Origin of the sequence: Streptomyces sp. NPDC020362, assembly GCF_040642095.1 — a bacterium.
GTDB lineage: Bacteria > Actinomycetota > Actinomycetes > Streptomycetales > Streptomycetaceae > Streptomyces.
Genome location: NZ_JBFAET010000132.1, coordinates 1 through 25,346 on the forward strand (window position 1 = coordinate 1; position 25,346 = coordinate 25,346).

Annotated in this window: 19 protein-coding genes; 10 read left to right on the plus strand and 9 right to left on the minus strand. The window is 72.6% G+C overall.

Translation table 11 applies throughout. The annotated features are described in order from the left end of the window. Positions 1-52: 52 nt before the first annotated feature. From AB0H32_RS33210 to AB0H32_RS33220, 3 genes are all read left to right on the plus strand, one after another. Positions 53-1,051, plus strand: a complete 999-nt coding sequence (locus tag AB0H32_RS33210) for a hypothetical protein (RefSeq protein WP_361128379.1) — start codon at positions 53-55, stop codon at positions 1,049-1,051. After that, a complete protein-coding gene (locus tag AB0H32_RS33215; protein ID WP_361128381.1) occupies positions 1,048-2,364 on the plus strand; it encodes an ABC transporter substrate-binding protein in 1,317 nt (438 codons plus the stop codon). Before AB0H32_RS33210 ends, AB0H32_RS33215 begins: the two co-directional genes overlap by 4 nt. A 182-nt stretch (positions 2,365-2,546) precedes the next feature. Continuing rightward, entirely contained in the window at positions 2,547-3,890 is a 1,344-nt protein-coding gene (locus AB0H32_RS33220; protein WP_361128384.1) for a diacylglycerol kinase family protein, read from the plus strand. 7 nt (positions 3,891-3,897) lie between these two features. On the opposite strand, the gene sulP is transcribed toward AB0H32_RS33220, so the two are convergent. The 4 genes from sulP to AB0H32_RS33240 all read right to left on the minus strand — a co-directional run bounded on the left by sulP (position 3,898) and on the right by AB0H32_RS33240 (position 9,962). Further along, positions 3,898-5,643: a sulfate permease gene (sulP, locus tag AB0H32_RS33225; RefSeq protein WP_361128386.1), complete on the minus strand. Its 1,746-nt coding sequence runs from the start codon at positions 5,641-5,643 to the stop codon at positions 3,898-3,900. Beyond that, positions 5,640-8,363, minus strand: a complete 2,724-nt coding sequence (locus AB0H32_RS33230; protein WP_361128423.1) for an HAD-IC family P-type ATPase — start codon at positions 8,361-8,363, stop codon at positions 5,640-5,642. The genes sulP and AB0H32_RS33230 overlap by 4 nt, the downstream gene beginning before the upstream one ends. A gap of 39 nt (positions 8,364-8,402) precedes the next feature. Then, on the minus strand, positions 8,403-9,401 hold the full coding sequence (locus AB0H32_RS33235) for a polyphosphate kinase 2 family protein (RefSeq protein WP_361128388.1): 999 nt from the start codon (positions 9,399-9,401) through the stop codon (positions 8,403-8,405). Positions 9,402-9,620: 219 nt separating this feature from the next. After that, positions 9,621-9,962, minus strand: coding sequence for a TetR-like C-terminal domain-containing protein (locus AB0H32_RS33240; RefSeq protein WP_361128391.1), 342 nt, complete (start codon positions 9,960-9,962; stop codon positions 9,621-9,623). Between the two features lie 56 nt (positions 9,963-10,018). Here AB0H32_RS33240 and AB0H32_RS33245 point away from each other — a divergent pair, with 56 nt between their 5' ends. Continuing rightward, positions 10,019-10,285, plus strand: a complete 267-nt coding sequence (locus tag AB0H32_RS33245; protein ID WP_361128394.1) for a hypothetical protein — start codon at positions 10,019-10,021, stop codon at positions 10,283-10,285. Here AB0H32_RS33245 and AB0H32_RS33250 read toward each other — a convergent pair. Then, positions 10,282-11,448, minus strand: a complete 1,167-nt coding sequence (locus AB0H32_RS33250; RefSeq protein ID WP_361128426.1) for a magnesium and cobalt transport protein CorA — start codon at positions 11,446-11,448, stop codon at positions 10,282-10,284. The two genes, AB0H32_RS33245 and AB0H32_RS33250, sit on opposite strands and share 4 nt — an antisense overlap. Before the next feature lie 264 nt (positions 11,449-11,712). On the opposite strand from AB0H32_RS33250, the gene AB0H32_RS33255 reads away from it, so the two are divergent. From AB0H32_RS33255 to dmpI, 3 genes are all read left to right on the plus strand, one after another. Then, the gene (locus AB0H32_RS33255; protein ID WP_361128396.1) at positions 11,713-12,825 is read left to right on the plus strand and encodes a winged helix DNA-binding domain-containing protein; all 1,113 of its coding nucleotides are present in this window, start codon (positions 11,713-11,715) and stop codon (positions 12,823-12,825) included. A 40-nt stretch (positions 12,826-12,865) separates the two neighbouring features. Next, positions 12,866-13,732, plus strand: coding sequence for a LysR substrate-binding domain-containing protein (locus AB0H32_RS33260; RefSeq protein ID WP_361128399.1), 867 nt, complete (start codon positions 12,866-12,868; stop codon positions 13,730-13,732). Between the two features lie 110 nt (positions 13,733-13,842). After that, positions 13,843-14,025 carry a 4-oxalocrotonate tautomerase DmpI gene (dmpI, locus tag AB0H32_RS33265; RefSeq protein WP_361128401.1) on the plus strand — a complete coding sequence of 61 codons (183 nt, stop codon included), beginning with the start codon at positions 13,843-13,845 and terminating at the stop codon, positions 14,023-14,025. Positions 14,026-14,140: 115 nt separating this feature from the next. Here dmpI and AB0H32_RS33270 read toward each other — a convergent pair whose 3' ends face one another. From AB0H32_RS33270 to AB0H32_RS33280, 3 genes are all read right to left on the minus strand, one after another. After that, positions 14,141-14,932 carry a serine protease gene (locus AB0H32_RS33270; protein WP_361128404.1) on the minus strand — a complete coding sequence of 264 codons (792 nt, stop codon included), beginning with the start codon at positions 14,930-14,932 and terminating at the stop codon, positions 14,141-14,143. A gap of 203 nt (positions 14,933-15,135) precedes the next feature. After that, on the minus strand, positions 15,136-17,982 hold the full coding sequence (locus AB0H32_RS33275; protein WP_361128407.1) for an AAA family ATPase: 2,847 nt from the start codon (positions 17,980-17,982) through the stop codon (positions 15,136-15,138). A 139-nt stretch (positions 17,983-18,121) separates the two neighbouring features. Then, positions 18,122-18,958 (minus strand): helix-turn-helix transcriptional regulator, encoded by an 837-nt coding sequence (locus AB0H32_RS33280; RefSeq protein WP_361128410.1) that lies wholly within the window; start codon positions 18,956-18,958, stop codon positions 18,122-18,124. Between the two features lie 152 nt (positions 18,959-19,110). Between AB0H32_RS33280 and AB0H32_RS33285 the strand changes: the two genes are divergently transcribed. Then, entirely contained in the window at positions 19,111-20,784 is a 1,674-nt protein-coding gene (locus tag AB0H32_RS33285; RefSeq protein WP_361128413.1) for an AMP-binding protein, read from the plus strand. Further along, the gene (locus AB0H32_RS33290) at positions 20,781-22,370 is read left to right on the plus strand and encodes an AMP-binding protein (protein WP_361128416.1); all 1,590 of its coding nucleotides are present in this window, start codon (positions 20,781-20,783) and stop codon (positions 22,368-22,370) included. Before AB0H32_RS33285 ends, AB0H32_RS33290 begins: the two co-directional genes overlap by 4 nt. A gap of 4 nt (positions 22,371-22,374) precedes the next feature. On the opposite strand, the gene AB0H32_RS33295 is transcribed toward AB0H32_RS33290, so the two are convergent. Then, positions 22,375-23,070: a hypothetical protein gene (locus AB0H32_RS33295; protein ID WP_361128418.1), complete on the minus strand. Its 696-nt coding sequence runs from the start codon at positions 23,068-23,070 to the stop codon at positions 22,375-22,377. Positions 23,071-23,361: 291 nt separating this feature from the next. On the opposite strand from AB0H32_RS33295, the gene gcl reads away from it, so the two are divergent. After that, complete coding sequence (gene gcl, locus AB0H32_RS33300; protein ID WP_361128421.1) at positions 23,362-25,149, plus strand: glyoxylate carboligase; 1,788 nt, start codon at positions 23,362-23,364, stop codon at positions 25,147-25,149. Positions 25,150-25,346 lie beyond the last annotated feature (197 nt).

Here is a 25,346-nt window from a genome sequence, read left to right on the forward strand (position 1 = left end):
CCGACTCCGTGTTCTGCGGGGGCGACTGCGGGCGGTCGCTGAAGGGGGCCTCATGACCGTCGACTCGGCCGCGGGTGCCGGTGCGCCCGGACGCCCGGGGATCGGCCGTCTCCTCGGTGCCGGGCGGCGACCGCCGGAGGGGGAGAGCACGACCGCGTACGACCTCGCCGTGCGCCGCCGGCTGCTGCTGGCCCTGTCGGCCCTGCTCACCCTGTCCCTCCTCCTCTCCTACGAGGGTGTGCACGCGGACGCCGACCCGCTGCGCACCTCCAGCGCCCCCGCCGTCGTCGCCATCGACACCGCCCTGTACGCGCTCGGCGAGGCACAGGCGAACGCGACCGGGGCGACCCCGTCGACCAGCGAGTTCCAGAAGCAGATCTCGGTGGCCGCGCAGAGCCTCGCCGTGGCCGCCGCCGACGACACGGGCGGCCAGGCCGACCGGCAGGCCCTGCAGACGGTCGCCGGACTGATCACCGGGTACACCGGGATGGTCCAGAAGGCCCAGCTGCAGCCCGAGGGAAGCGTGCTGCGGGACGCCTACCTGAGCTATGCGGCCAGCATGCTCAAGGCCGCGGAGACCGGCATCGAGGACCGGCTGAAGCTGCTGCAGGACCAGCAGCAGGCCGTGGTGGGACGCCAGACCTCCTTCGGGTGGCCGCTGTGGCTGGGCTGGAGCGTGGCCGCGCTGTTCGTCCTCGCCCTGGGCGCCGCCCTGGTGGAGACCCAGTTCTTCCTGCGCCGCCGTTTCCGGCGCCGGTACAACCGTCAACTCATCGCCGCGGGCGTGCTGCTGGGCGTGGGGTTCGCGGTCCTCGTGCTGTTCACGGTGTGGACGCGCCAGGGCATGACGGACACGCGCGGCCTGCTCGGCCGGGTGGTGCCCGGGCAGGCCGTCACGGACGCGGGGCCGCAGGCCGCCGCGTACCTGGCACACACGGGTCTGCGCGCGGCCGCCTCGGCATGGATCGTGATAGGAGGCATCGTGCTCATGGCCCTGACCGAGACGGGTCTGCGGCAGCACATCAACGACTACCGGTTCAGGTCCCGGTGAGCGCCCCCGGAAGCGGCCCCGCGGCGGCCGCCGACGGCACCCGGCGCCGCCCCTCGCGCCGCATGGTGCGCACGGTCACCGTGGTGGCGAGCTGCCTGGCCGTGCTGGCGGCGGCCGTCGTGGCAGGCGTACGCATCCTCGGGCAGGAACCGACCGTCACCCTGCTGGCCAACTGGACGGACCAGGACGCGCGGTACTTCCGCGAGGCGGTCATCGACCCCTTCGAGCGCAGGTACCACGTCCACGTCGACTACCAGGGCAGCTCGGCCGAGAGCCAGGTGCTCAGCGCCGACGTCGAGGCCGGCACACCGCCCGACGTGGTCGTGCTCACCGGCCCCGGCGAACTCGCCGCCTACGCCGCGCAGAAGAAGCTCGAGCCGCTGGAGAAACTCGTTCCGCAGGGCGACTTCAGCGACTCCTGGGCCACGCCCCTCGAGGGACACGTGTACTGGTTCCCGCTCAAGGCCGACCTGAAGAGCATCGTCTGGTACCCCGGGCGCCTCACCGAGGAGCAGCAGCGCAAGGAGGCGGCGCGGCGGCCCGGCCAGTGGTGCCTGGGCATGGGCTCCGGCGCCACCAGCGGCTGGCCCGGCACCGACTGGATCGAGGACATCCTGCTGCAGCAGTACGGCCCGCAGACCTACGAGCGTTGGGCGCGCGGCGAGCTGCCCTGGCAGTCCAAGGAGGTGAAGGGCGCCTGGACCACCTGGCGGGACATGGTGGGCGCCGGAGGATCCAGGGACCTGGTCCTGCGCGCCCTGCGGACCGAGTACCAGAAGGCGTCCGAGCCGGCCGCCGCGGACCCGCCGCGCTGCACCCTGGAGCACCAGGCCTCGTTCGTCCGCACCTACCAGCGGTGGGAGGACCTGAACGGCAGCTACGAGCCCTCGTACCGGCTGATCCCCCGCGCGACGGCCAGGAACACCTGGGAGGTCTCCGGTGACCTGGTGGCCCTGCTGCACGGCACCCCGCAGGCGCGGAAGCTGATCCGCCACCTCGCCTCCGCCGGTGCCCAGCGGGCCTGGAACGCCAAGGAGTCCGGCTTCTCCGTGGACACGGCGGCGCAGCCCGCCGCCGACTCCACCGCCCCCTGGCACCGCTCCCTGGCCAGGACCCTCGTCGACCCCGACGCGGTCCACTGCTTCGACGCCTCCGACGCCATGCCGCCCGCCGTGCGCGACGCCTTCGCCGAGGCGACGATCGACTTCCTCGCCGATCCGCACGACCTGGACACCCTGCTGAAGAACCTGGACAGCCTGCGCGGCGACGAGGAGCTGACCTGGCTGCCGTCGGTCTGCGACCACGGCTCCTGAACGGCGGCGTGGGCGGGACGGAACGCGGCGTGGGTGGGATGAAGCAGGGTTATGCCGGGAGGAGACGCAGGGTGGGGGCCGCCGCGGCCGTGCACGGGCGGCCCCGTTCCGGACGTGCCGTGCCGGGTGCCCGCTCGTAGCCTGAACGGGAAGCCGGCACCCACGGAACGGGAGGCTGCCCCATGAACAGGCGCTGGACCGCTCGTCTGGCCCTGCTGGCGGGTGCGGCGGCGGTGGCGGTACTGCTGGTCTTCGCCGGGCTCGCCAGTGTCGTCCTCGTGGCCGTGGGAGCGGCCGGGCTGGTGCTCACGGCGGCCGGCGTCTGGTGGATGCTGAGCCGTACCGGGTGGCCGCGGGTGCTGGCCGTGCTGCTGGTGGTCGCCGCGCCGCTCGTAGTCCTCACCTGGTACGCGACCGCCGGGCTGCTGTGGGTCGTGCTGGTCTCGCTCGCCCTGTGGACGCTCGCCGTCTCCGCGGGCCGGGCGGCACTCGTCGACGACACCGCACCGGGGATGCCGGAGCGCTCCGCCGCCCGGGCCCGGCGGCCGTTCCTGATCATGAATCCGCGTTCGGGCGGCGGAAAGGTCGAGAAGTTCCGCCTGGCGGAGCGCGCCAGGGACCTGGGCGCGGAAGTCGTCGTGCTGGACCCGGCCCACCACCAGGACGTGGCCGAGCTGGCGCGAGGGGCCGTGGAGCGGGGCGCCGACCTGCTCGGCGTCGCGGGCGGCGACGGCACGCAGGCCCTGGTCGCCGGGGTGGCCGCGGAGCACGACATCCCGTTCGTGGTGATCAGCGCGGGCACCCGCAACCACTTCGCCATGGATCTGGGCCTGGACCGGCAGGACCCCTCGACGTGCCTGGACGCGCTGACCGACGGAGTCGAACTCCGCGTCGACCTGGGCCGGATCCGGGCGGGACGGCCGGGCGCGGACGACAGTGTGGAGCGCGTCTTCGTCAACAACGCCTCGTTCGGGGTGTACGCGGCCGTCGTGCAGAGTCCGGCCTACCGCGAGGACAAGGCCCGTACCACCCTGGAGATGCTGCCGGACCTGCTGACCCACCACAGCGGGGCGCGGCTGACGGTCCGTGCCGGTGCGCCGGTCCCGGGCGATCCCCAGGCCGTCCTGGTGAGCAACAACCCCTACCTGACCGGCGACTCGGCGGGACTGGGGCGCCGGGAGCGGCTGGACTCCGGCCGGCTCGGGGTGCTGGTCGTCGAGGTCGGCACCGCTGCGGAGGCGACGGACCTGCTGTTGCGCGGTGAGCGGAGCCGGGGGCTGACCGCCGTCACCGCCCGCGAGGTCGTCGTCGACGCCGACGCCCCCGCGGTCCCGGTCGGTGTCGACGGCGAGGCCCTGCTGCTGCCCACCCCGGTGCACTGCCGCCTCGCACCCGGCGCCCTGCGCGTCCGCGTGCCGCGGCACCGCCCCGGAGCGCCGCGCCCCGCCCCGCCGCTGGACTGGCACCGGGTACGGCGCCTGGCCCTGACGATGGGACGGACCGCCGTGGGACGCGACAGCGCGTGAGCCCGGGTCAGCGCTCGCCGGGTCCGGTGGCGGGCGGGGGCGTCCACCTGGCTCCGGTGCGCCGCCGGAAGGCGTCGACGGCGGCCTCCACGGTGGGGAAGAAGTGGTCCGGGTCGATGGTGCGGGTGAGCCCGTACCGCTCGATCTTGCGCCGCACTGGGTCCTTCAGCTCGGCCAGGACGAGATGGACGTGCTCGGCGTTCAGAGCCTCGTCCAGCTCCTCCAGCACATCGGCGGCGGTGGTGTCCACGTCGGTCACCGGCTCCGCCGCGATCACGATCCAGCGCGGCCGCGGGTCCGTGCGCGCCAGACGCCGTACCGCGTCGCGGAAGGTCCTGGCGTTGGCGAAGAAGAGCGGGGCGTCGAACCGGTAGATCACCAGCCCCTCGAGCCGCTCGGCCCGCGGGTAGGACCGCACGTCGTGGTACCCGGCGAGGCCGGGCACCCGTCCCAGCACGGTGTTGTACGGCCACCATGCGCGCCGGAAGACGTTGAGCACCGACAGGGCCACGGCGATCGCGATCCCCGGCAGCACACCGAGCAGGGCCACTCCGGCGAAGGCGGCGACCGACAGGAGGAACTCCGCCCGGCGCTGCCGCCACAGCCGCAGCGTGCCCGGCACGTCGGCCAGGGACAGCGAGGCGGTGATGACGACGGCGGCGAGGGCGGGCTGGGGAAGGTCGCGGAACATGCCCGGGGCCAGCACGAGCATGAGGACGATCAGCACCGCTCCGACGACTCCGGTGAGCTGGCTCCTGGCCCCGGCCCGCTCGGCCACCGCCGTGCGGGAGCCGCTGGTGCTGACCGGGAAGCCCTGGAAGAGACCGGCCGCCAGGTTCGCGGCACCGATGCCGGCCATCTCCTGGTTGCCCCGGACCTCCTGCCCGGTGCGGGCCGCGAAGGCCGACGCGTTGGAGATGGTGTCCGCCAGCGACACCAGGGCGATGCCCAGCGCACCGCCGAACAGCGGCGCGAGATCGGCGAGAGGGACGTGCGGGATCGTGAACGGCGGGAATCCCTCGGGCAGTTCACCGACCAGTCCGACACCGTGCGCGCCCAGGTCGAAGGCCGCGGTCGCGGCGATCGCCAGGACTACCATCACGAGCACCGCGGGCACCTTCGGCAGCAGCTGCTGCAGCACGAGGATCACGGCGATCCCGCCGATGCCCACCGCGGCCGCGGCCGGCACCACCGCCCCTTCGGCGAGCCTCTGCACCAGGCCCACGAACTCGCCGGCCAGGTCGTCCGCCTCGACGGTGAAGCCGAGCAGCTTGGGCAGCTGGCCGATCAGGATGGTGAGGGCCAGTCCGTTCATGTAGCCGATCATCGTCGGTTTGGAGATCAGGTCGGCGACGAAGCCGAGCCGCGCCACCGAGGCCAGGATCATGATCCCCGCGACCATGAGGGCGAGCACCGAGGCCAGTGCGACCGCCCGCTCGGGGTCCCCGCCGGCCGCCACCAGGGGCAGCACGCTGGCGGCGATCATCGGCCCCAGCGAGGAGTCCGGTCCCAGCACCAGGATCCGGGACGGGCCGCACACCGCATAACCGAGCAGACACAGGACCGTCGTGTACAGGCCGGTGATGGGCGGCAGGCCGGCCAGCTCCGCGTAGGCCATGCCCTGCGGCACCAGCAGCGTGGTCAGGACGACGCCCGCTACCAGGTCCTTCGGTAGCCACTCGCGCCGGTACGTGGAAAGGGCGCGGACCCCGGGAACCGCCCGGATGCCGCAGGGAGCGAGTCGTCGGCTCACCCGGCGCCCCGCGGCCGGCGGGCCAGGAGCTTGCCCAGCTCCCACACGAACAGCAGCGCGAGGGCGGACAGCAGTGCCCAGCCGAACTGCCGTGCGTTGATCTCGGTCGTCCCCAGGATGCGGCGGAAGCCGTCCAGCTGGGTCACCATCACGGCGAGCACGAGCTGGGCGAAGGCCACCCAGTTCATCTGCTTGCTGTCGAACGTGGACGGCGTCAGGACCGATGCGGTCTCGCTGCGGCATTCGAACGCGGCCACGATCAGGCACAGCGCGAACGCGGTGAACGCGATCGACTGCCCGATCGCGACGCTGTCGTACAGGGCCCGGCCGAGCCTGATCAGCCCGAGCAGGACGACGGTGACGGCCAGTCCGGCGAGCCCGACCGTGACCAGCACGGGCCGGGTGAGCACCGACTCCCCCCGGGGCCGCGGCCTGCGGAGCATGAGCCCGGGGCTCTCCCGGTCGAAGCCGAGCGCGAAGCCGAAGGAGGCGTTGACCACGAAGTGGATCCACAGCACCTGCGGCGGGGTGAAGGGCTCGCCCGCCGCGATGTCGAAGACGGTGGCGCCGAGGAACGTCAGGACGAAGGTGACCAGCAGGAGCAGCACGAACCGGATGTACTTGGTGAGGTTGTCGTAGATGGTCCGGCCCTGCTCGACGGCGTACACGATGGTGGCGAAGTTGTCGTCGGACAGGATCATGCGGCCGGCGTTCTTCGCCACGTCCGTGCCGCTGCCCATGGCGATGCCGATGTCGGCGGCCTTGATGGCGGGCGCGTCGTTGACGCCGTCCCCGGTCATCGCCACCACGTGGTTCTTCTTCTTCAGCGTGTCGGCGAGCAGCACCTTGTGCTCGGGCGCGACCCGTCCCACCACGCCGATACCGTCGATGCGGGCCAGTTGCTCCGCCTCGCCGAGGGCGGCGAAGTCGGCGCCGAGGATCGCCTCTCCGGGGATGCCGATCTGCCGGGCGATCGCCGCTCCGGTGGTGACGTCGTCGCCGGTCACCAGGCGGACCGTGATGTGGGCCGAACGGGCGGCTGCCACGGCGGCCTTCGACTCCGCGCGGGGCGGATCGACCATGCCGACGAGACTGGTCACCTGCACCCCGGTGACGTACGCGAGCAGGTCCGCGTCCGGATCGAAGCCGGCCGGGTCCAGATCGCGGGTGGCCGCGGCCATCACCCGCAGGCCCTCGCCCCCCATCCGCTCGGTCTGCGCCTCGGCGCGCCGCCGCAGTTCGGCGTCCCAGGGGACGGACCCGTCCGCCCCGAGTGCGCTCGCCGCCCGCGCCGTCACCGCGGGGGCCGCGCCCTTGACGAAGCACCGCACGACCTGCCGGCCGGAGGCGTCGACCGCCGAGTTGAAGGTGGCCATCAGCTTGTAGGCCGGGTCGAACGGCAGGGTGGCGAGCCGGGGGAGACGCTCCCGGGTCGCGTCGGTGTCCAGGCCCGCCTTGTGGGCCAGCACCAGCAGGGCGCCCTCGGTGGGGTCGCCGACCACCTCGCCGTCGACCAGCTTCGCGTCGCTGGCCACGACGTACGGCAGGATCGCGTCCTCGATGGCCGCGGCGGAGCCCGCGGGGTGCTGGATCTTCCCCTCCAGTCCGTAGCCGGTGCCCGAGACGGTGTACCGGTCGGTGGGCGTGAGCACTTCGACGGCGGTCATCTGGTTCATCGTCAGGGTGCCGGTCTTGTCCGAGTTGATCGCGGAGGTGAACGCCAGCGTCTCGACGGACGGCAGTTCCTTCACGACGGCGTTGCGTTTCGCGAGGTTGAGGCTGCCGACGGAGAGGATCGCCTGGGTGACGGTCGGCAGGGCCTCCGGGATCGCGGCGATGGCGAGGGAGACCGCGCTGACGAACAGCGCGTCCCAGGCCTGGTCGCGGCTTCGCCCCAGGGCGAACATCACGATCATGGTCAGCCCCGCGGCCCCGGTGATCCACAGGGTCAGGGTGTCCAGCTCCTTGGTGAGGGGCGGTATCTCCTTCTCGGTGGCCGACAGCATTCCGGAGATCTTGCCCAGCTCGGTGCCGGAGCCGGTGGCGGTGACGACGAGGACTCCGCTGCCGTGGGTGACCGGCGTGTTCATGAACGCCATGTCGGTCTGGTCGCCCGGGGGCAGCCGGTCGCCCGGCACCGTCACGGCGTCCTTGGCGGCCGGAACACTCTCCCCGGTGAGCGCCGACTCGTCGATCTGCAGGGCGCTGGCCTCGATGATGCGTCCGTCGGCCGGCACCTGGTCCCCGGCGGCGACGAGCACGATGTCGCCGACGACGAGCTCCTCCGCGGGCATCTCGGCCTCCACGCCGTCCCTGCGCACCCGCGCCGTGGCCTCGAGCATCGACTTCAGCGCGTTCATCGCGCTCTCGGCCTTGCCCTCCTGGCGCAGCCCGACGACCGCGTTCAGCAGGGTCAGCACGATCAGCAGGACCGCGGTCGTCCACTCCCGGATGAGCATCGAGACGACCGCCGCGGCCACCAGCACGAGCTGCATGTAGCTGCGGTACTGGGCGAGGAACCGGCGCCAGGTCGCGGGCCGCTTCTCCTCGGGGAGGGCGTTCGGGCCGTGCGCGGCCCGCAGTTCGGCCGCCCGGGCGTCCGAGAGCCCGACCGCCGGATCGACGCCGAAGGCTGCCACGACGTCCGTGGCGTCCCGCGCGTACCAGGCCTCCTGCGACGCCGGTGATCTCGCCCCCATGGAATCCGGCTGCACCGTCATCGCCATGCCTCCGATCCGGGCCGGTCGTACCCCGGTCCGTCAGCCCCGGCCGTGCTTCTTCCCCGCCGGCTGCCCGTGGCCGGTCCTGCGCTCGCCCTTCGCCTTCGCACGGTGCGCCGCATACGGATCGGCCGCGGCACCGGGGGGTGCCTCCTGCACCAGCTCCTGCCGGGCGGTGAGCAGATCGCTCCGTGCGTCCTCGCTCATCTCGGGATAGCGGGGGTCGATGTCCATCAGGGTGTGCGCGAGGACCGCCGCCGTGCAGATCCGTGCGAACCACTTGCGGTCCGCGGGTACGACGTACCAGGGAGCCCACGGCGTGCTGGTCGCCGAGAGCATCTCGGAGAACGCGCGCTGGTAGGCGTCCCAGTGGCGCCGCTCGCGGACGTCGGCCGCGGAGAACTTCCAGTTCTTCTCCGGCAGGTCGATCCGCTTCAGGAAGCGGGTGCGCTGCTCCTCCTTCGACAGGTTCAGGAAGATCTTCACCACCTTGAACCCGTTGTCCGTGAGGTAGCGCTCCCAGTCGTTGATCTCGCGGTAGCGCCGCTCCCAGACGTCCTTTCCGCGTGCCCGCTTCGGCAGCTTCTGCCGGACGAGGTTGTCGGGGTGCACGCGGACGACGAGGACCTCCTCGTAGTGGGAGCGGTTGAAGATGGCGATCTCGCCGCGCGCGGGCAGCCGCCGGCCGTAGCGCCACAGGTAGTCGTGGTCCAGTTCCTCGCTGGAGGGCACCTTGAAGCTGCTGACCTTCACGCCCTGCGGGTTGACGCCGCTCATCACGTGCCGGATCGTGCCGTCCTTGCCCCCGGCGTCGAGTGCCTGCAGGCACAGCAGGACTCCGTAGGTGTCCTGGGCGGCCAGCCGCTCCTGGTACTCGGCCAGCAGGGCCACCCCGCTGCGCAGCAGTTCCACGCCGTCCTGCTTCTTCAGCCCGGCCTTGTAGCGGGGATCGAAGTCCCGGCTGAGGCGCACCTTCGAACCCGGGGCCACCCGCAGGGGCTCTATGAAGTCCGCGATGCGTGCGGCTCTGTCGTCCACAGGCTCATTCTCCGGTCGTCCGGGCAAGATCGCCCGCCGGGTCGCGGCCATGAGGCCCGCTCCGCCGCCGTGCCCTCTGCGTCGGGGAAGGCCTCCGTCAGTCCCGTGCGGTTCCCGACAGCACGTTGTCCACCAGGTCGGGCAGTGCCTCGTCGAGGTTCCGGTAGGCGAAGATCGCGCGGAAGTACAGCGGTGCGACGAGCCGTTCGAGGACGGCCGTCAGTCCGGGACCGCCTCGCCCCGGTCCCGCGCGCGGTCCAGGACCTGCTGGATCACCGCGCTGCGTGCGGACAGGAAGTCCCCGATCCGGGGCGCCTGTTCGGACTCGGACGTGCGGACCGCCATGACCGTGCGCACAAGGAGCAGCCCGTCCGGCCGGGCCAGGTCCCGCGTCATGGAATCCGCCCAGGTCAGCAGGTCGCCGCGGAGTGTCCCGGGGTCGGGCAGCGGCGATTGCTCGTTCAGCCGGGCGACCGTGACGGCGACGTCGAGCAGCAGATTGTCGAGGTTGCCCCAGCGCCGGTAGGTCGTCGCCTCGTGCACGCCCGCGCGCTCGGCCACGTCGCGGCCGGTGAAGCCGTCCCTCCGCGCTCCGCCACGAGGCCGCGCACGGCGTCGTGGACGGCTTGTCCCACCCGGGCCGTGCCCCCGCCGGGACGTCTGCGGGGGGTGGGTGCTTCGGCCGTGCGATCACCGAGCAGATCTACGGCCACCTGACGGTCGAGGACCGCACGCTGCTGCGGTTCACCGCCGCCGAGGGCGCCGACGCGCACTGCCACGCGGGAGCCCAGCGGCACGCGCTGGCCCGCATCCACGACTGGCTTGACGACCGGCTGTGCCCCGCCCGGCAGGACGCCGGGGCCGCGGCCTCCCCGCGGGCCTAGAGCCAGCCCCGCCGCTTGAAGATCAGGTACAGGCTGACGCAGACCACCCCCATCAGCCCGATCGCGAACGGGTAACCGAACGCCCAGTGCAGCTCCGGCATGTGGCTGAAGTTCATCCCGTAGATCGTCCCGACCAGGGTCGGCGCGAACAGGATGGCCGCCCACGACGAGATCTTCTTGACCTCCTCGTTCTGCTCGAACCCCGCCTGGGCGAGTGCCCGCATCTCCGCGTTCTGCTGCTGGGTGACCAGGGTCGCGTTGACGGTGAGGATCTCGGTGAGGGCCTGGCGGAAGCCGTCGACGCGTTCACTGGTGTGGGTGACGTGGTCGGCGACGTCACGCAGGTAGCGCTGGAGTTCCTCGTCGGTCTCGTACTTGGCGAAACCGGCCATCAGGCCGTGCAGCATGCCCACCAGCGGGCGGGTGGCGCGCTGGAACTCGACCATCTCGCGGGAGAGTTCGTAGATGCGGCGGGAGACCTCGGGGTCGCCGCGGAAGACCTCCGTCTCGATCTCGTCGATGTCGTTCTGGACGCCGGAGACGACGGGCGCGTAGCCGTCGACCACCGCGTCGAGGATCGCGTACAGGACCGCCTCCGGGCCCAGCCTGAGCAGCTCGGGGGAGTCCTCCATGCGGCGCCGGACCGCGGACAGGTCCGGGGCCGCGCCGTGCCGGACGGTGATGACGAAGTCGGGACCGACGAACACGTGCAGCTCGCCGAAGTCGACCTCCTCCGGCGCGTCGAGGTAGCGCGCGGCCCGCAGGACCACGAAGAGCGTGTCGCCGTAGCGCTCCAGCTTGGGCCGCTGGTGCGCCTCCATCGCGTCCTCGACCGCGAGCGGATGCAGATCGAACTCGGCCGCCAGGGAGAGGAGTTCGGCCTCCGTGGGACGGGCGAGACCGATCCACGCCATGCCGGCGGGCTGCTCGCGCAGCTCGCGGTAGGTCTCGGAGAGGCCGGCCGGGGCGGAGACGCGGACGCCGTCGCGGTACAGCGCCGCCTGGACGATGCTCGCCGTCTCGGCAGAATCCGGGGACCGGGGTGCAGGGGTGGGCTCGGCGGCCGGCTGCGGCGCGGCGGGGGCGCGCCGCCAGACCGACCTGCGGCCTCCGTTGCGACCGCCCCCGTTGCCTTTTCCGCTTCCGTTGCCCTTGGCGCCCATGGCGCTCGCGCCGTTCGTGGCGGCAGGGGAGTTCCGGGCCTGCGCGGCGGGGCCGGAGGTGTCGGCGGTCCCGGCATTCTGCGCGGCCGGGCGGACGGGGCGCTCGGACATCGGCTCCCTCTCGGTCGAGCCTGCGTACGGCGTGATCACGCAGCGGGTACGAGCAGGATAACGGGGGCATACCCGGCAGGCGCCCGGAAGCGGTGCAGGGTTCGGTGAGAGTTGCGGACGGAAACTGTCCGCAATCACCGCTAGCGTGCGTGCATGACGAAGAGCAGCAGCACGGCCGGGGCTCCCCTCCTGGACGCCCGCGCCCTGAACCGCGCCACCCTCGCCCGGCAGCTCCTGCTGCGCCGCTCCCCGCTGTCCGCCGCGGACGCCGTGGGCCACCTCCTCGGCCTGCAGGCACAGAACGTCAAGCCCCCGTACTACGCCCTGGCCGCCCGCCTCGACGGCTTCGGCCCGGAGCAGCTGTCCCGGCTCATGGCCGACCGCGGAACCGTCCGGATCGTCACCATGCGCTCCACCATCCACACCCACACCGCCGAGGACTGCCTGATCCTGCGGCCACTCGTCCAGCCTGCCCGGGACCGGGAGCTGACGAACTTCCGCAAGGGCCTCGACGGCGTCGACCTCGACCGGCTGGCCGCGCTCGCCCGCGAGCTGGTCGAGACCGAGCCCCGCACCATGGCCCAGCTGCGCGAGGCGCTGAGCGCCGAGTGGCCGCACGCGGACCCGCGGTCCCTCGCCGTCGCCGCCCGCTGCAGGCTGCCCCTGGTCCAGGTCACCCCGCGCGGCCTGTGGGGCCGCAGCGGCCAGGTCGCCCTCACCACCGCCGAGCACTGGCTGGGCCGCCCGGCCGAGCCCGCCCCCGCGCCCGATGCCGTGGTCCTGCGCTACCTCGCCGCCTTCGGCCCCGCCTCGGTCAAGGACATGCAGACCTGGGCCGGGCTCACCCGACTGAGGGATGCTTTCGAACGCCTGCGCCCCTGGCTCCTGACCTTCCGGGACGTGAACGGTGTGGAGCTTTTCGACCTGCCGGCCGCGCCCCGCCCCGACCCCGGCACCCCGGCCCCGCCCCGCTTCCTCCCCGAGTTCGACAACCTTCTCCTCTCCCACGCGGACCGCACCCGCGTCGTACCGCCCGAGCACCGCGGCCGCAGCTGGCAGGGCAACCAGGCCTACCGCACCCTGCTGGTCGACGGGTTCCTGGCCGGCCTGTGGAAGACGGAGGGCGACACCCTCGTCGTCGAGCCCTTCGGGACACTGACGAAGGGGCAGCGCGAGGACGTGCTGGCGGAGGGCGCCCGGATGCTGGAGACGATGCACCCCGGGACGTCGTACGACATCCGGTTCGGCACGGTCGCGGGGCGCTGAGCCGCCCGGGGACCGGCGCGGCCCCCTTACAGTCGGGGTCATGGAACTGCGGCAGCTCACCTACTTCGTCGCCGTCGCCGAGGAGTTGCACTTCGGACGGGCGGCCGAACGCCTGCACATCGTGCAGTCGGCGGTCAGCCAGCAGATACAGCGGCTGGAACGGGAGCTGGGCGCCGAGCTGTTCGACCGCTCGCCGCGCCGGGTGCGGCTGACGGCGGCGGGGGAGCGGCTGCTGCCCGAGGCGCGGGCGGTGCTGGCGGCGGCCGACAAGGCGCGGACGGCGGTGGCCGAGCCCGCCGGGCTGCGCATCGGCACCAGCACGGGGCTCGGTGCCCACCTGGACCGGGTACTCGCCGCGTTCGCCGAGCGCGCCCCGGACGTGCCCGTCGACCTGGTCTCCCTGCCGGTCTCCGAGCGGCTGGCCCGGGTCGCGGCGGGCCGGCTGGACGCCGCGTTCGTCCGGTCGGCCGAACCCCCGCCCGGCGTGCGGGTGCTGCCCCTGTGGCCCGACCCGCTGGTGGCCGCCCTCCCGGCCGTGCACCCCCTGGCCGGCCGCCCGGACATCGACCTGGCCGACCTCGCCGGGCTGCCCCTCGCCCTCACCCCGCGCCGCAACAACCCCGCCCTGGTGGACCTCGTCGTCGGCGCCTGTCACGCGGCCGGGTTCGAGCCGCTGCCCGGACCGGTGGGCGGCTCCCTCCAGGACACCCTCGCCACCATCGGCTCCCGCCCCGTGTGGACGGTCGTCTACGCCTCCCACGCGCGCGTGCTGCACACCCCCCGGGTGGCCTACGTACCCTTCCGCGCCCCCGGTCTTGCCCTGTCCACGAGTCTCGCCGTGTCCGCCTCAGCCCCCACCCCGCACCTGGAGAAACTGCTGCTGGCCTGCGGCGATCACGAGAACTGATCGCTGCGGTCGGGATCTGCTTCTTGGTCGCCGGCCCGCCACGCGATGGACTGGTCCCGCAACCGAACACCGGCGACCACCACAGGCCGCAGGAGACCAGGGAGGCAGTCATGCCGATCGTCACCATCCAGCAGGGCCCGCGTGACACCGAGCTGAAGCGGGACCTCGTCAAGCGCGTCACCGACGCCTTCGTGGACGCGTACAGGATCCCGGCGGAGAGCGTGCAGGTGTGGATCCACGAGGTGCCGGCGGACAGCTGGGGGGCGGCCGGAAAGCTCACGGCCGACAAGTAGCGCCCACGTCCCACGGGGGTGGACATGGATAGGGAGGCGTTGCGGGCCGCTCGTGGTGGCTCGCAACGCCCCCCTGGCTTCTACCTGAGGGGTGCTCAGGTGTCCTTCTTCCGGGTTACGAGTTGACCTGTGCGGTCACCAGGTCCGAGAAGGCGGTCAGCCGGGTGTACACACCCGGGTAACCGGCCTCCGCGCACCCCTCGCCCCAGGAAGTGATCCCTGCCAGGACGCCCCCGATGAGCAGGGGACCGCCGCTGTCGCCCTGGCAGGTGTCTACGCCGCCGGACGTGTATCCGGCGCAAACCATGTCGGACTGGACGAAGTCCGAACCGTAGGAGCTCTTGCAGCTGGAGTCGGCCACGACCGGGACGGTCGCGGTCCGCAGCTGGTTGGAGGAGCTGCCGTTCTCCGAGGTGGTGCCCCAGCCGAGGATGCGGGCCGTGGTGCCCGCCGCGTACACACCGGTCTGGGAGGAGGAGACGTACGACGCCGGGGTGTACGACATCGCCGTCGACAGGGTCAGCACGGCCACGTCGTCGCCGTTGGTGGCGTCGGTGTAGTCCGGGTTGATCCAGATCTTGCCGACCTTGCTGACCGTGCCGTTCGTGCCGTTCAGATTGGTCCGCCCGCCGACCACGCGGACGCTGCCGGTCGACTCGCCCACCATGCAGTGCGCGGCCGTGACGACCTTCTTGGCGGCCACCAGGGTGCCGCCGCAGAACTGGTTACCGGACGCGTCGGTGATCTGCATCATGAAGGGGTAGGCCGTCGTGGTGGTGGTCGTACCGCCCACGATGGGCTGGGGCGCTGCGGTCGCCGTGGGGGAGGCGATCAGCGCGGTCGCCGCGGCGGCGGCGGTGGCCACCAGGGTCGCGGCGGTCTGTCTTGCACGTCTTGGCCCGAACATGAGTCTCCTCAGTGGGGGTTGCCGGTGGGGGGTCGCGCGGGTGGGTGGAGAGCATGGGGGCCGCGGGACCGACCCCCATGTGCCCGGGCGAGCGGCACGCCCTTTACGCTAGGACCCGGAACCCTCGACTCCCAATGAGGGAACCCCCTAAGGGGTTGGGTGAGGGAAAACCCTCGGTCCGGCTCAGTTAACAAGGGCGGCGCTCAGCGCGCCCGTCGAGCCGCCGCCAATCGGACGATGTCCACGCGCGATCGGATCCCCAGCTTGCGGTAGACCCGGGTCAGGGTCGCCTCCACCGTCTTGACGCTGATGAACAGCCGGGCGGCGATCTCCCGGTTGGTGGCGCCCTCCATGACCAGAGCGGCGACCTGACGCTCCATCGAGGCCAGCCCCGCCAGCGCGTCGAGCCCGTCCAGCGTGCCCGGCACCGCCAGGTCCGCGGGCTCCGGCTCCGGCGCGGTGAGGGCTTCGTCCACCTGGCGCAGCCAGGGCAGGGCCCGGCAGCGCCGGAACATCCGGGTGGCCCCGTCGTACACCGTCGCCCTGCGCGGACCGGTCTCCTGCCCCCGGGCGCGCAGGTGGGCCAGCGCGAACGCGGCCCGCGCCTCCTCCAGGCCGTAGCCGAGCTTGCCGAGCCGGTCCTGAGCGGACGTCAGCTGGCCGAGGGCGGCCTCCAGGTCGCCCTGCGCGGCGCGCACCAGGGCCTCCGCCCGGTCGAGTACGGCCAGCACGCTCTCCCGGCCGAGCCTGAGGGCGTGCTCGCGGCTGGCGTCGATGACGTCCTGCGCCTCGGCGGGTTCACCGATGCGGACCAGTGCTTCGGCCAGGTCGCCCTGCCAGCGGCCGCGCGCCGGGTCGGTGATGCCGAGGCCCAGTTCCAGGCGGCGCACCCGGCGCAGCGAGCGGACCGTGCCCGCCGGGTCCCCGGCCACCAACTGGGCGTACCCGAGGGCGCCGAGGGCCCGGGAGAGGTACATCTGGTCGCCGTCCTCCTCGGCGTGCTCCACCGCCTCCCGGGCGAGGGCCAGGGCCCGGTCCACGTCCCCGCCCGAGGCCTCGGCGAGCGAGGTGAGCATGGCCGAGGCGGTCTCGCCGATCCCGGAGTCGCGGGCCAGCCGGAGGCTGTCGCGGGCCAGTTCGAGGGCGCGGCCGCAGTGCCCGGCGCGCAGCTCGGTCTCGGCGAGACCGCGCAGGAAGTGCACCTCGCTCTCCACCGAGCCCCGCCGGCGGACCTCGCGCAGCAGCGCGGTGACCGTCGCTCTCGCCTCGACGAGCTGGTCGCCCATGACCAGCCAGCGGAACCGGGCGCTGCCCGCGCCGTTGTGATGGCAGGCCACCCGCGGGTCCTGGGGCTCCTTCAGGGCGCGCTTGATGGTGCGGGGTGCCTCCGGATGGCCCATCAGGGTCTCGGTCTGCGCCTGCAGGGCGAGGGCGAGCAGTTCGGTGCGCCGGTCGGCGCCGCGCGCGGCCAGCTCGGCGGCGTGCGCGGCGGCCTCGCGGGCCTCGGTGAAGTCGCCCTCCACGATCAGCGCCCGCCACGCCAGCTGGTAGTGGACGAGGGCCAGCAGCCGGGGGTCGTCGCCGGCGTCGGCGAGAGCCTGCGGGAAGACGGCGTCGACCTCCGCCATCGTGTGGCCGGCGGTGTCGATGACGTGGATCCAGGCCCGCACCCGGTGTGCGGGGACGGCCGCCCGGGTCAGCACCTCGCGGGCGATGTCCCGGGCCAGGTCGACCTCGCCCGCTGTGATGGCGTCCTCCGCGGCCTGCAGGCGGCGTTCCTCCGGCCCGGGCGCGCTGTCGGCGGGGGTGTGCCGGGCGGCGAGCAGCCCCAGTTGGGCGGCGACCGACGGGGCGCCCCGGTCCCGGGCCAGGGCCGCGGCCTCGGCGAGCCGGGCGGCCACCTCGGGGTCGGTGCCGGTGGTGGCGAGGGCCAGGTGCCGGGCGCGCTCGATCGGGTCGGAGGCGGCGGTGGACAGCGCGGCGTGCGCGGCCCGCCGCTCCTGCGCGGGTGCCTCGGCGTACAGCGCGGCGGAGATGAGCGGGTGCGCGAAGCGCACGGCCGGTGCCTCGGTCTCCGTGGCCAGCAGCCCGAGTTCGGCCGCCTGGGCGCACTCGGCCTCGGCGTTCTCCCGGCCGGCCGCGTGCAGCAGTGCCGGGGTGGGGCGGGCGCCGGCGCTGGCCACCAGCAGGGTGCGGCGGGCCTCGACCGACAGCATGTCCAGGCGGCTGAGCACCAGGGCGCGCAGCGAGGTGGGCACCGGCAGCGGCTCGCCCGGCCGGGGCGGTGTGGGGCTGTCGGCCAGCGCCCGGCCCAGCTCCAGCGCGAACAGCGGGTTGCCGCCGCTGGTGCGGTGGATCTCGCGGACCGTCGAGCGGGTCAGGCCGCCGTGTCCGCGGTGGTCGAGCAGCTGGGCCACCTGGGCGCGGGTGAGCGGTCCGAGCCGGACGGCGACGGTGTCCGGCGGACAGGAGCGCAGATGACGGTCGTACTCCTGGCTCTCCTGGCCCTCCGTGCGCACCGCGCACAGCAGTTGCACCGGCGTGCCCTCCAGGCGGCGGGCGGCGAAGCCGAGCAGTTCGGCGCTGGCCGGATCCAGCCACTGCAGGTCGTCGGCGACGATCAGGACCGGCCCCCGGGCGGCGAGCGCGCGCAGCGCGGAGAGCACCGCGAGGCGCAGTGCGAGGCCGTCGCGCAGCAGGCTGGGCTCGCCCCGGCCGGTGAGCGCCGACTCCAGGGCGGTGCGCTGGGCGAGGGGCAGTCCGGGGGTGACCTCGTCGAGCACCAGGCCGAGGAGGTCGGCGAGGGCCAGGAAGGGAAGGTGGGATTCGGACTCCGTGGCGGAGCAGCGCAACACGGTGCGCGCACTGGCGCCGTATTCCTCGGCCAATGCCCGCAGGACCGTGGATTTCCCTATTCCGGCAGGGCCGTGGAGCAGCGCACTGCCGCCCGAGGCGAGTCGGTCGCGCGCCGTCGCGAACAGGTCCTCGCGGCCGATGAGCAGGTCGGGGCGGCATCGGGCAGGCTCCTGGAAGTCCCGTCGCACGGTCACCGCTCCCCTCGTGTGTCGTGTCCGGGCCAAATTCTAGGCAACGATCCTTGAAATTCAGACGGAAGCCGTGGTGAGGGAAATAACAAACGGTCACGCATAGGGAAATTCAAAGCAGCGTCGCATGAATGGGTAGGTTTCCTTACGGCAGCAGTCCCACCCGGCGCGCCGCCATCACCGCCTCCCCTCGTGTGTGTGCGCCCAGCTTCCGCATCGCCGAGCGCAGATAGCCCTTCACCGTCTCCGGGCGCAGGCCCAGCCGTTCGGCCACGGCCGCGTTGGTGGCGCCCGCCGCCACCCAGGACAGCACGTCCAGCTCGCGCGGCGCCAGGCTCGCGCCGCCCCCCGGGCGGGCGGTCGTCAACAGCCCGCAGGCCGCGAGCAGTTCGGCTCGCAGGTCCGGGTCGGCGATCCGGGGCGCCAGCGCGCGCAGCGTCGCGTGCGCCTCGCGCACCTGCTCCCACGCGGCCCCCGGGCCCTCACGGCCGCCGGCGGGCTCCGGCCGGGCCGCCGCCAGCAGCCCCCGTGCCTCGTCCCGCACCACCAGCGCCTGCTCCACGTCCCGTGCCGCCGCCACCGCCGCTCCCAGCGTGCGGTCGCCCAGCGGCTGGGCCGAGCGCAGCGCGCCGTAGAGCACCCCGCGCACCCGGCGGCGCACCACGACCGGCACCGCGAGCACCGAGCGGATGCCCTCGGCGGCCACCGGGGCGTCGTACTCGTGGGTGATCTGCCGGGAGCTCGGGTAGTCCGTCACCGCGCACGGCCGGGCCAGCGCGACCGCCCTGCCGCCCAGCCCGTTGCCGGCGCTCACCGCGAGCGAGCTGAGGGCGGCGGTGGTCGTGCCGCTCAGCTCGCTGATGCGGATCTGCGGCCTGCCGGACTCGACCAGGCCGCCGAAGGCGACGGGAAGTCCCGTCGTGCGGCGCAGCCGGGCCAGCGCACCACGTATCTCCACCGCCGCCACGGCCTCTCCTGCCACCTCGTCACTCCTTCGGCGCATCTCACATGCGGACCTGACCCCCCGTACGTGTGGACCACACCCCCGATCGGGGGTAGTGAGACCTGCATCACGGATTAGACGATGCCAGAGAGCCGCCCGGCAATGGTCCGGAACCCAGTAGGAGGACGTGGATGACGACGGCGACCGAGGTGTTCAGGAGTGCCCGGGACTTCCTGCTGGAGCACCGCGAGGACTACACCACCGCCTACGCGGACTTCGCCTGGCCGCGGCCCGAGCACTTCAACTGGGCGCTGGACTGGTTCGACGTGATCGCCGACGGCAACGACCGGACCGCGCTGCACATCGTCGAGGAGGACGGCACCGAGACCCGCCTGTCCTTCGCCGAGATGGCCGAGCGCTCCGACCGGGTGGCGAACCACCTGCGCGCGCGGGGCGTCGCCGCCGAGGACCGCATCCTCGTGATGCTCGGCAACCAGGCGGAGCTGTGGGAGACCGCGCTGGCCGCGATGAAGCTGCGCGCGGTCGTCATCCCGGCCACCCCGCTGCTCGGCCCCGCCGACCTGCGCGACCGGGTCGAGCGCGGCCGCGTGAAACACGTGCTGGTCCGGGCCGAGGACACCGCCAAGTTCGCGGACGTGCCCGGCGCGTACACCCGCATCGCGGTCGGAGGACCGCCCGCGGAGGGCTGGCAGGCGTACGAGGACGCGTACAGCGCCCCCGCCCGGTTCGTCCCCGACGGGCCCACCCTGGCCGACGACCCCCTGATGCTCTACTTCACCTCCGGTACGACCGCCCGGCCCAAGCTGGTCGAGCACACCCACACCTCGTACCCGATCGGCCATCTGGCCACCATGTACTGGATCGGCCTCAAACCCGGCGACGTGCACCTGAACATCTCCTCGCCCGGCTGGGCCAAGCACGCCTGGTCCAACCTGTTCGCCCCGTGGAACGCCGAGGCGACCGTCTTCATCCACAACTACACGCGCTTCGACGCACGCCGTCTCATGGCCGAGATGGACCGGAACGGGGTCACCACCTTCTGCGCGCCGCCCACCGTGTGGCGCATGCTCATCCAGGCCGACCTGACCCAGCTCGCCGCCCCGCCCCGCGAGGTCGTCGCCGCGGGCGAACCGCTCAACCCCGAGGTCATCGAGCAGGTCCGGCGGGCCTGGGGCATCACCATCCGGGACGGCTTCGGCCAGACCGAGACCGCCGTGCAGGTCTCCAACAGCCCCGGCCAGGTACTGAAGACCGGCTCCATGGGCCGGCCCAGCCCGGGCTACCGCGTCGAACTCCTCGACCCGGTCTCCGGCGCCCCCGGTGCCGCCGAGGGCGAGATCGCCCTCGACCTGGCCGAGCGTCCGGCGGGTCTGATGACCGGCTACCACGGCGACCCCGACCGCACGGCCGAGGCGATGGCCGGCGGCTACTACCGCACCGGCGACATCGCCGCCCGCGACGCGGACGGCTATCTGACCTACGTCGGCCGCGCGGACGACGTCTTCAAGGCCTCCGACTACAAGATCAGCCCGTTCGAGCTGGAGAGCGCGCTGCTGGAGCACGAGGCGGTCGCCGAGGCGGCCGTCGTGCCCGCGCCGGACGAACTGCGCCTCGCGGTGCCGAAGGCGTACGTCGTCCTCGCCGCTGGCTGGGAACCCGGACCGGGCACCGCGAAGGTCATCTTCGAGCACTCCCGCGAGGTGCTGGCCCCCTACAAGCGCATCCGCCGCCTGGAGTTCGGCACCCTGCCCAAGACCGTCTCAGGCAAGATCCGCCGGATCGAGCTGCGCGAGGCCACGGCCGCGGGCTCGGCCGACGAGTACCGCGAGGAGGACTTCCGGTGAGCGAGCTGTCGTACACGCACGGGACGAGCGGGACCGTCCTGCTCGGCGACACCATCGGTGCCAACCTGGACCGGGCCGTGGCCGCCTGGCCGGACCGCGAGGCGCTCGTCGACGTGCCGTCGGGGCGGCGCTGGACGTACGCCCGGTTCGGCGCGGACGTGGAGGAGCTGGCGCAGGCCCTGCTCGCGAGCGGGGTCACCAAGGGCGACCGGGTGGGCATCTGGGCCGTCAACTGCCCGGAGTGGGTCCTGGTCCAGTACGCCACCGCCCGCATCGGCGCGATCATGGTCAACATCAACCCGGCCTACCGCACCCACGAGGTCGAGTACGTCCTGAAGCAGGCCGGGATCTCCCTGCTCTTCGCCTCCCTCGGCCACCGGACGAGCGACTACCGGGCGATGGTCGAGCAGGTGCGGGGCAGGTGCCCCGAACTGCGTGAGGCCGTGTACATCGGCGACCCGGGCTGGGAGGCACTGCTGGAGCGCGGGACCGGTGACGCCCCCTACCCGCAGCTGTCCTGCGACGACCCCATCAACATCCAGTACACCTCGGGCACGACGGGCTTCCCGAAGGGCGCGACCCTCTCCCACCACAACATCCTCAACAACGGCTACTTCGTGGGTGAGTCGGTCGCCTACAGCGAGCAGGACCGGATCTGCATCCCGGTGCCCTTCTACCACTGCTTCGGCATGGTGATGGGCAACCTGGCCGCGACCTCGCACGGCGCGTGCATGGTCATCCCGGCGCCGTCCTTCGACCCGAAGGCCACCCTGGAGGCGGTCCAGCGGGAGCGCTGCACCTCGCTGTACGGCGTCCCGACCATGTTCATCGCGGAGCTGAACCTGCCCGACTTCGCGGCGTACGACCTCTCCACCCTGCGCACCGGCATCATGGCGGGCTCGCCCTGCCCGGTGGAGGTGATGAAGCGGGTGGTGGCCGAGATGCACATGGAGGAGGTCTCCATCTGCTACGGCATGACCGAGACCTCCCCGGTCTCCCTGCAGACCCGCCGGGACGACGACCTGGAGCACCGCACGGGCACCGTGGGCCGGGTCCTGCCCCACCTGGAGGTCAAGGTCGTCGACCCGGCCACCGGGGTCACACAGCCGCGCGGCACGGCGGGGGAGCTGTGCACCCGCGGCTACAGCGTGATGCTCGGCTACTGGAACGAGCCCGAGAAGACCGCCGAGGCCGTCGACCCCGGCCGCTGGATGCACACCGGGGACCTCGCCGTGATGCGTGAGGACGGATACGTCGAGATCGTCGGCCGCATCAAGGACATGATCATCCGGGGCGGCGAGAACATCTACCCGCGCGAGATCGAGGAGTTCCTCTACGCCCACCCGGGGATCAGGGACGTCCAGGTCGTCGGGGTGCCCCACGAGAAGTACGGCGAGGAGGTCCTGGCCTGCGTCATCCTGCGCGATCCCGCCGACCCGCTGACGCTGGAGGACCTGCAGGCCTTCTGCCGGGACCGGCTCGCCCACTACAAGATCCCGAGCCGCCTCCGGATCCTCGACTCCTTTCCGATGACGGTGTCGGGGAAGGTGCGCAAGGTGGAACTGCGCGAGACGTACGGCATCTGACCGCTCAGGCCGCGCCCGACTCGGACAGCTCCCGCCCCGGCCGGTTCACCGGGGTCGGGGTGCCCGTGAGGTCGAGGACGAACAGCGGGACGCTCAGCTCGTCCGCCCGGGCGCGAGCCTCCTCGGCATACCCCGACAGGGAGAAGTAGGCGCACTCGGCCGACTCCGTCATGGCCGTCAGCCACAGGCACTCCACGTCCCGCGGGGAGGCCGGGCGCACGGCCGGGTCCACCTGGGCGACCAGGCCGTGCGCCGCGAGCCCGATCCCGGACGGGGGCCGCTGGTCGGCGCGGCGGATGTCCCGGTAGCCGAGCCAGCGCAGATAGAGCGCGGCCGTGGTGACGGCGTCCCGGGCGGTGCGGATGGTGAGCGGCTGGAAGGGGGCGCGTCGGGCGGGGGCCGTCCCGGCGTCCGCCCGGGGCCCTGCCGCGGGCGCGGCGGCGTCGCTCACCGGAATGCGCAGGACCGTGCCGCACGGGCAGCCCAGCTCCGGGCGCGGCCACTGGTTGCTGCGGCCGCAGGCGGCGCAGCGCACGGTGACCCACTCCTCGTCCCAGGCGCGGTGCGCGAGCACCACGGGCCCGGCCGCCCGGTCCAGCCGCGGGGCCGCGGGGCTGCCGCAGGCACAGGGATACGGCGGCGCGGTGTAGACGTGCTCGCGCCGGCAGGCCGGACAGCGCACCGGCACGCTCTCGGGCATGGCCACTCCAAGGCGTCGCGTCGGATCCGTCACCTCGGGACGGTCGCACAGGACAGCGCTCCCCATAGTCCTCCTGTCCCGCCCCGCCTGTCCGCCGCTTGCCGCTGTCTTGCCGTCTCTTGACGTCCTGCCCTCTCTTGACGACGTCCGCTCACCCCCCTAGATTGCTTCCAGATAGTAGAAGTTTGATTCCGTATTGCGGAATTTAACGGAATTGATGGATTCTGGAGACTGTGCTCACCGCGGGGCGCGACGGGAGTACGCATCCGACAGCCGAAGCAGGAGTACTCGATGGCTCGTATGACCGCTGCCCGCGCGGCAGTTGAGATCCTCAAGCGCGAGGGCGTCACCGACGCCTTCGGTGTGCCGGGCGCGGCGATCAACCCCTTCTACAAGGCGCTGAAGGAGGGCGGCGGGATCAACCACACGCTCGCCCGCCACGTCGAGGGCGCCTCGCACATGGCCGAGGGGTACACCCGAACCAGGCCGGGCAACATCGGCGTCTGCATCGGCACCTCGGGCCCCGCCGGCACCGACATGATCACCGGCCTGTACTCGGCCATCGGCGACTCCATCCCGATCCTGTGCATCACGGGCCAGGCGCCCACGAGCGTGATCCACAAGGAGGACTTCCAGGCCGTCGACATCGCCTCGATCGCCAAGCCGGTCACCAAAATGGCGGTCACCGTCCTGGAGGCCGCGCAGGTCCCCGGCGTGTTCCAGCAGGCCTTCCACCTGATGCGCTCGGGCCGTCCCGGCCCGGTCCTGATCGACCTGCCGATCGATGTCCAGCTCACCGAGATCGAGTTCGACCCGGAGACGTACGAGCCGCTCCCGGTCTACAAGCCGGCCGCGACCCGCGCCCAGATCGAGAAGGCGATCTCCTTCCTGCTGGCGTCCGAGCGCCCGCTGATCGTCGCAGGCGGCGGCATCATCGGCGCCGACGCCGCGGACCTGCTGGTCGAGTTCGCCGAGCTGACCCGGACCCCGGTCGTCCCGACCTTGATGGGCTGGGGCACCCTGCCCGACGACCACGAACTGAACGCCGGCATGGTCGGCGTCCAGACCTCGCACCGCTACGGCAACGCGAACTTCCTGGAGTCCGACTTCGTCCTCGGCATCGGCAACCGCTGGGCCAACCGCCACACCGGCTACAAGCTCGACGTCTACCGCGAGGGCCGCAAGTTCGTCCACGTCGACATCGAGCCCACCCAGATCGGCAAGATCTTCCCGCCGGACTACGGTGTCGTCTCCGACGCCAAGGCGGCGCTGGAGCTGTTCGTCGAGGTCGCCAAGGAGCTGAAGGCCGCCGGCAGGCTCCCCGACCGCGCCGACTGGGTGGCCTCCACCCAGGAGCGCAAGGCCACCCTGCTGCGCCGTACGCACTTCGACAACGTGCCGATGAAGCCGCAGCGTGTGTACGAGGAGATGAACAAGGCCTTCGGCCCGGACACGCGCTACGTCACGACCATCGGCCTCTCCCAGATCGCCGGCGCGCAGATGCTGCACGTCTACAAGCCGCGCCACTGGATCAACTGCGGCCAGGCCGGTCCGCTCGGCTGGACCATCCCGGCCGCGATCGGCGTCGCCAAGGCCGACCCGGACTCCCCGGTCGTCGCCCTCTCCGGCGACTACGACTTCCAGTTCCTGATCGAGGAGCTGGCGGTCGCCGCGCAGCACCGGATCCCTTACGTCCACGTCCTGGTGAACAACGCCTACCTGGGCCTGATCCGGCAGGCGCAGATCGGCCTGGACATCAACTTCCAGGTCAACCTGGAGTTCGAGAACATCAACGCTCCCGAGCTCGGCGTCTACGGCGTCGACCACGTCAAGGTCGCCGAGGGCCTGGGCTGCAAGGCGATCCGGGTCACCGAGCCGGACCAGCTGGGCGCGGCCTTCGAGCAGGCCAAGAAGCTCGCCGCCGAGTACCGGGTGCCGGTCGTCGTCGAGGCGATCCTGGAGCGGATCACCAACATCTCGATGAGCCGGACGATGGACATCAGCGACATCTCCGAGTTCGAGGACCTGGCCACCGAGCCCGGTCACGCGCCGACTTCGATCAAGCCGCTGAAGGTCTGATCCGGCGGTAGTGCACGAGGGGCGGCCCATCCCGAGCGGGGACGGGCCGCCCCTTCGCCGTTGTCCGGCACGCGGCCGGAAGGCTCTACCGCCGCTCGCCGCTCGCCGCTCGCCGCTCGCCGCTCGCCAGGGCCGCCGGGAGCGGCCCGGCCCGCTGACCGGGCCGCAGAGGACACCCCCGGGCGGCGGGCCCCGCC

Excerpts from the sequence above, each read along its gene's own strand:
- gcl (WP_361128421.1), top strand. The coding sequence starts at position 23,362 with ATGGCTCGTATGACCGCTGCCCGCGCGGCAGTTGAGATCCTCAAGCGC.
- AB0H32_RS33295 (WP_361128418.1), bottom strand. The coding sequence starts at position 23,070 with ATGCCCGAGAGCGTGCCGGTGCGCTGTCCGGCCTGCCGGCGCGAGCAC.
- AB0H32_RS33285 (WP_361128413.1), top strand. The coding sequence starts at position 19,111 with ATGACGACGGCGACCGAGGTGTTCAGGAGTGCCCGGGACTTCCTGCTG.
- AB0H32_RS33255 (WP_361128396.1), top strand. The coding sequence starts at position 11,713 with ATGACGAAGAGCAGCAGCACGGCCGGGGCTCCCCTCCTGGACGCCCGC.
- AB0H32_RS33270 (WP_361128404.1), bottom strand. The coding sequence starts at position 14,932 with ATGTTCGGGCCAAGACGTGCAAGACAGACCGCCGCGACCCTGGTGGCC.
- AB0H32_RS33250 (WP_361128426.1), bottom strand. The coding sequence starts at position 11,448 with ATGGGCGCCAAGGGCAACGGAAGCGGAAAAGGCAACGGGGGCGGTCGC.
- AB0H32_RS33230 (WP_361128423.1), bottom strand. The coding sequence starts at position 8,363 with ATGACGGTGCAGCCGGATTCCATGGGGGCGAGATCACCGGCGTCGCAG.
- AB0H32_RS33260 (WP_361128399.1), top strand. The coding sequence starts at position 12,866 with ATGGAACTGCGGCAGCTCACCTACTTCGTCGCCGTCGCCGAGGAGTTG.
- AB0H32_RS33210 (WP_361128379.1), top strand. The coding sequence starts at position 53 with ATGACCGTCGACTCGGCCGCGGGTGCCGGTGCGCCCGGACGCCCGGGG.
- AB0H32_RS33220 (WP_361128384.1), top strand. The coding sequence starts at position 2,547 with ATGAACAGGCGCTGGACCGCTCGTCTGGCCCTGCTGGCGGGTGCGGCG.
- dmpI (WP_361128401.1), top strand. The coding sequence starts at position 13,843 with ATGCCGATCGTCACCATCCAGCAGGGCCCGCGTGACACCGAGCTGAAG.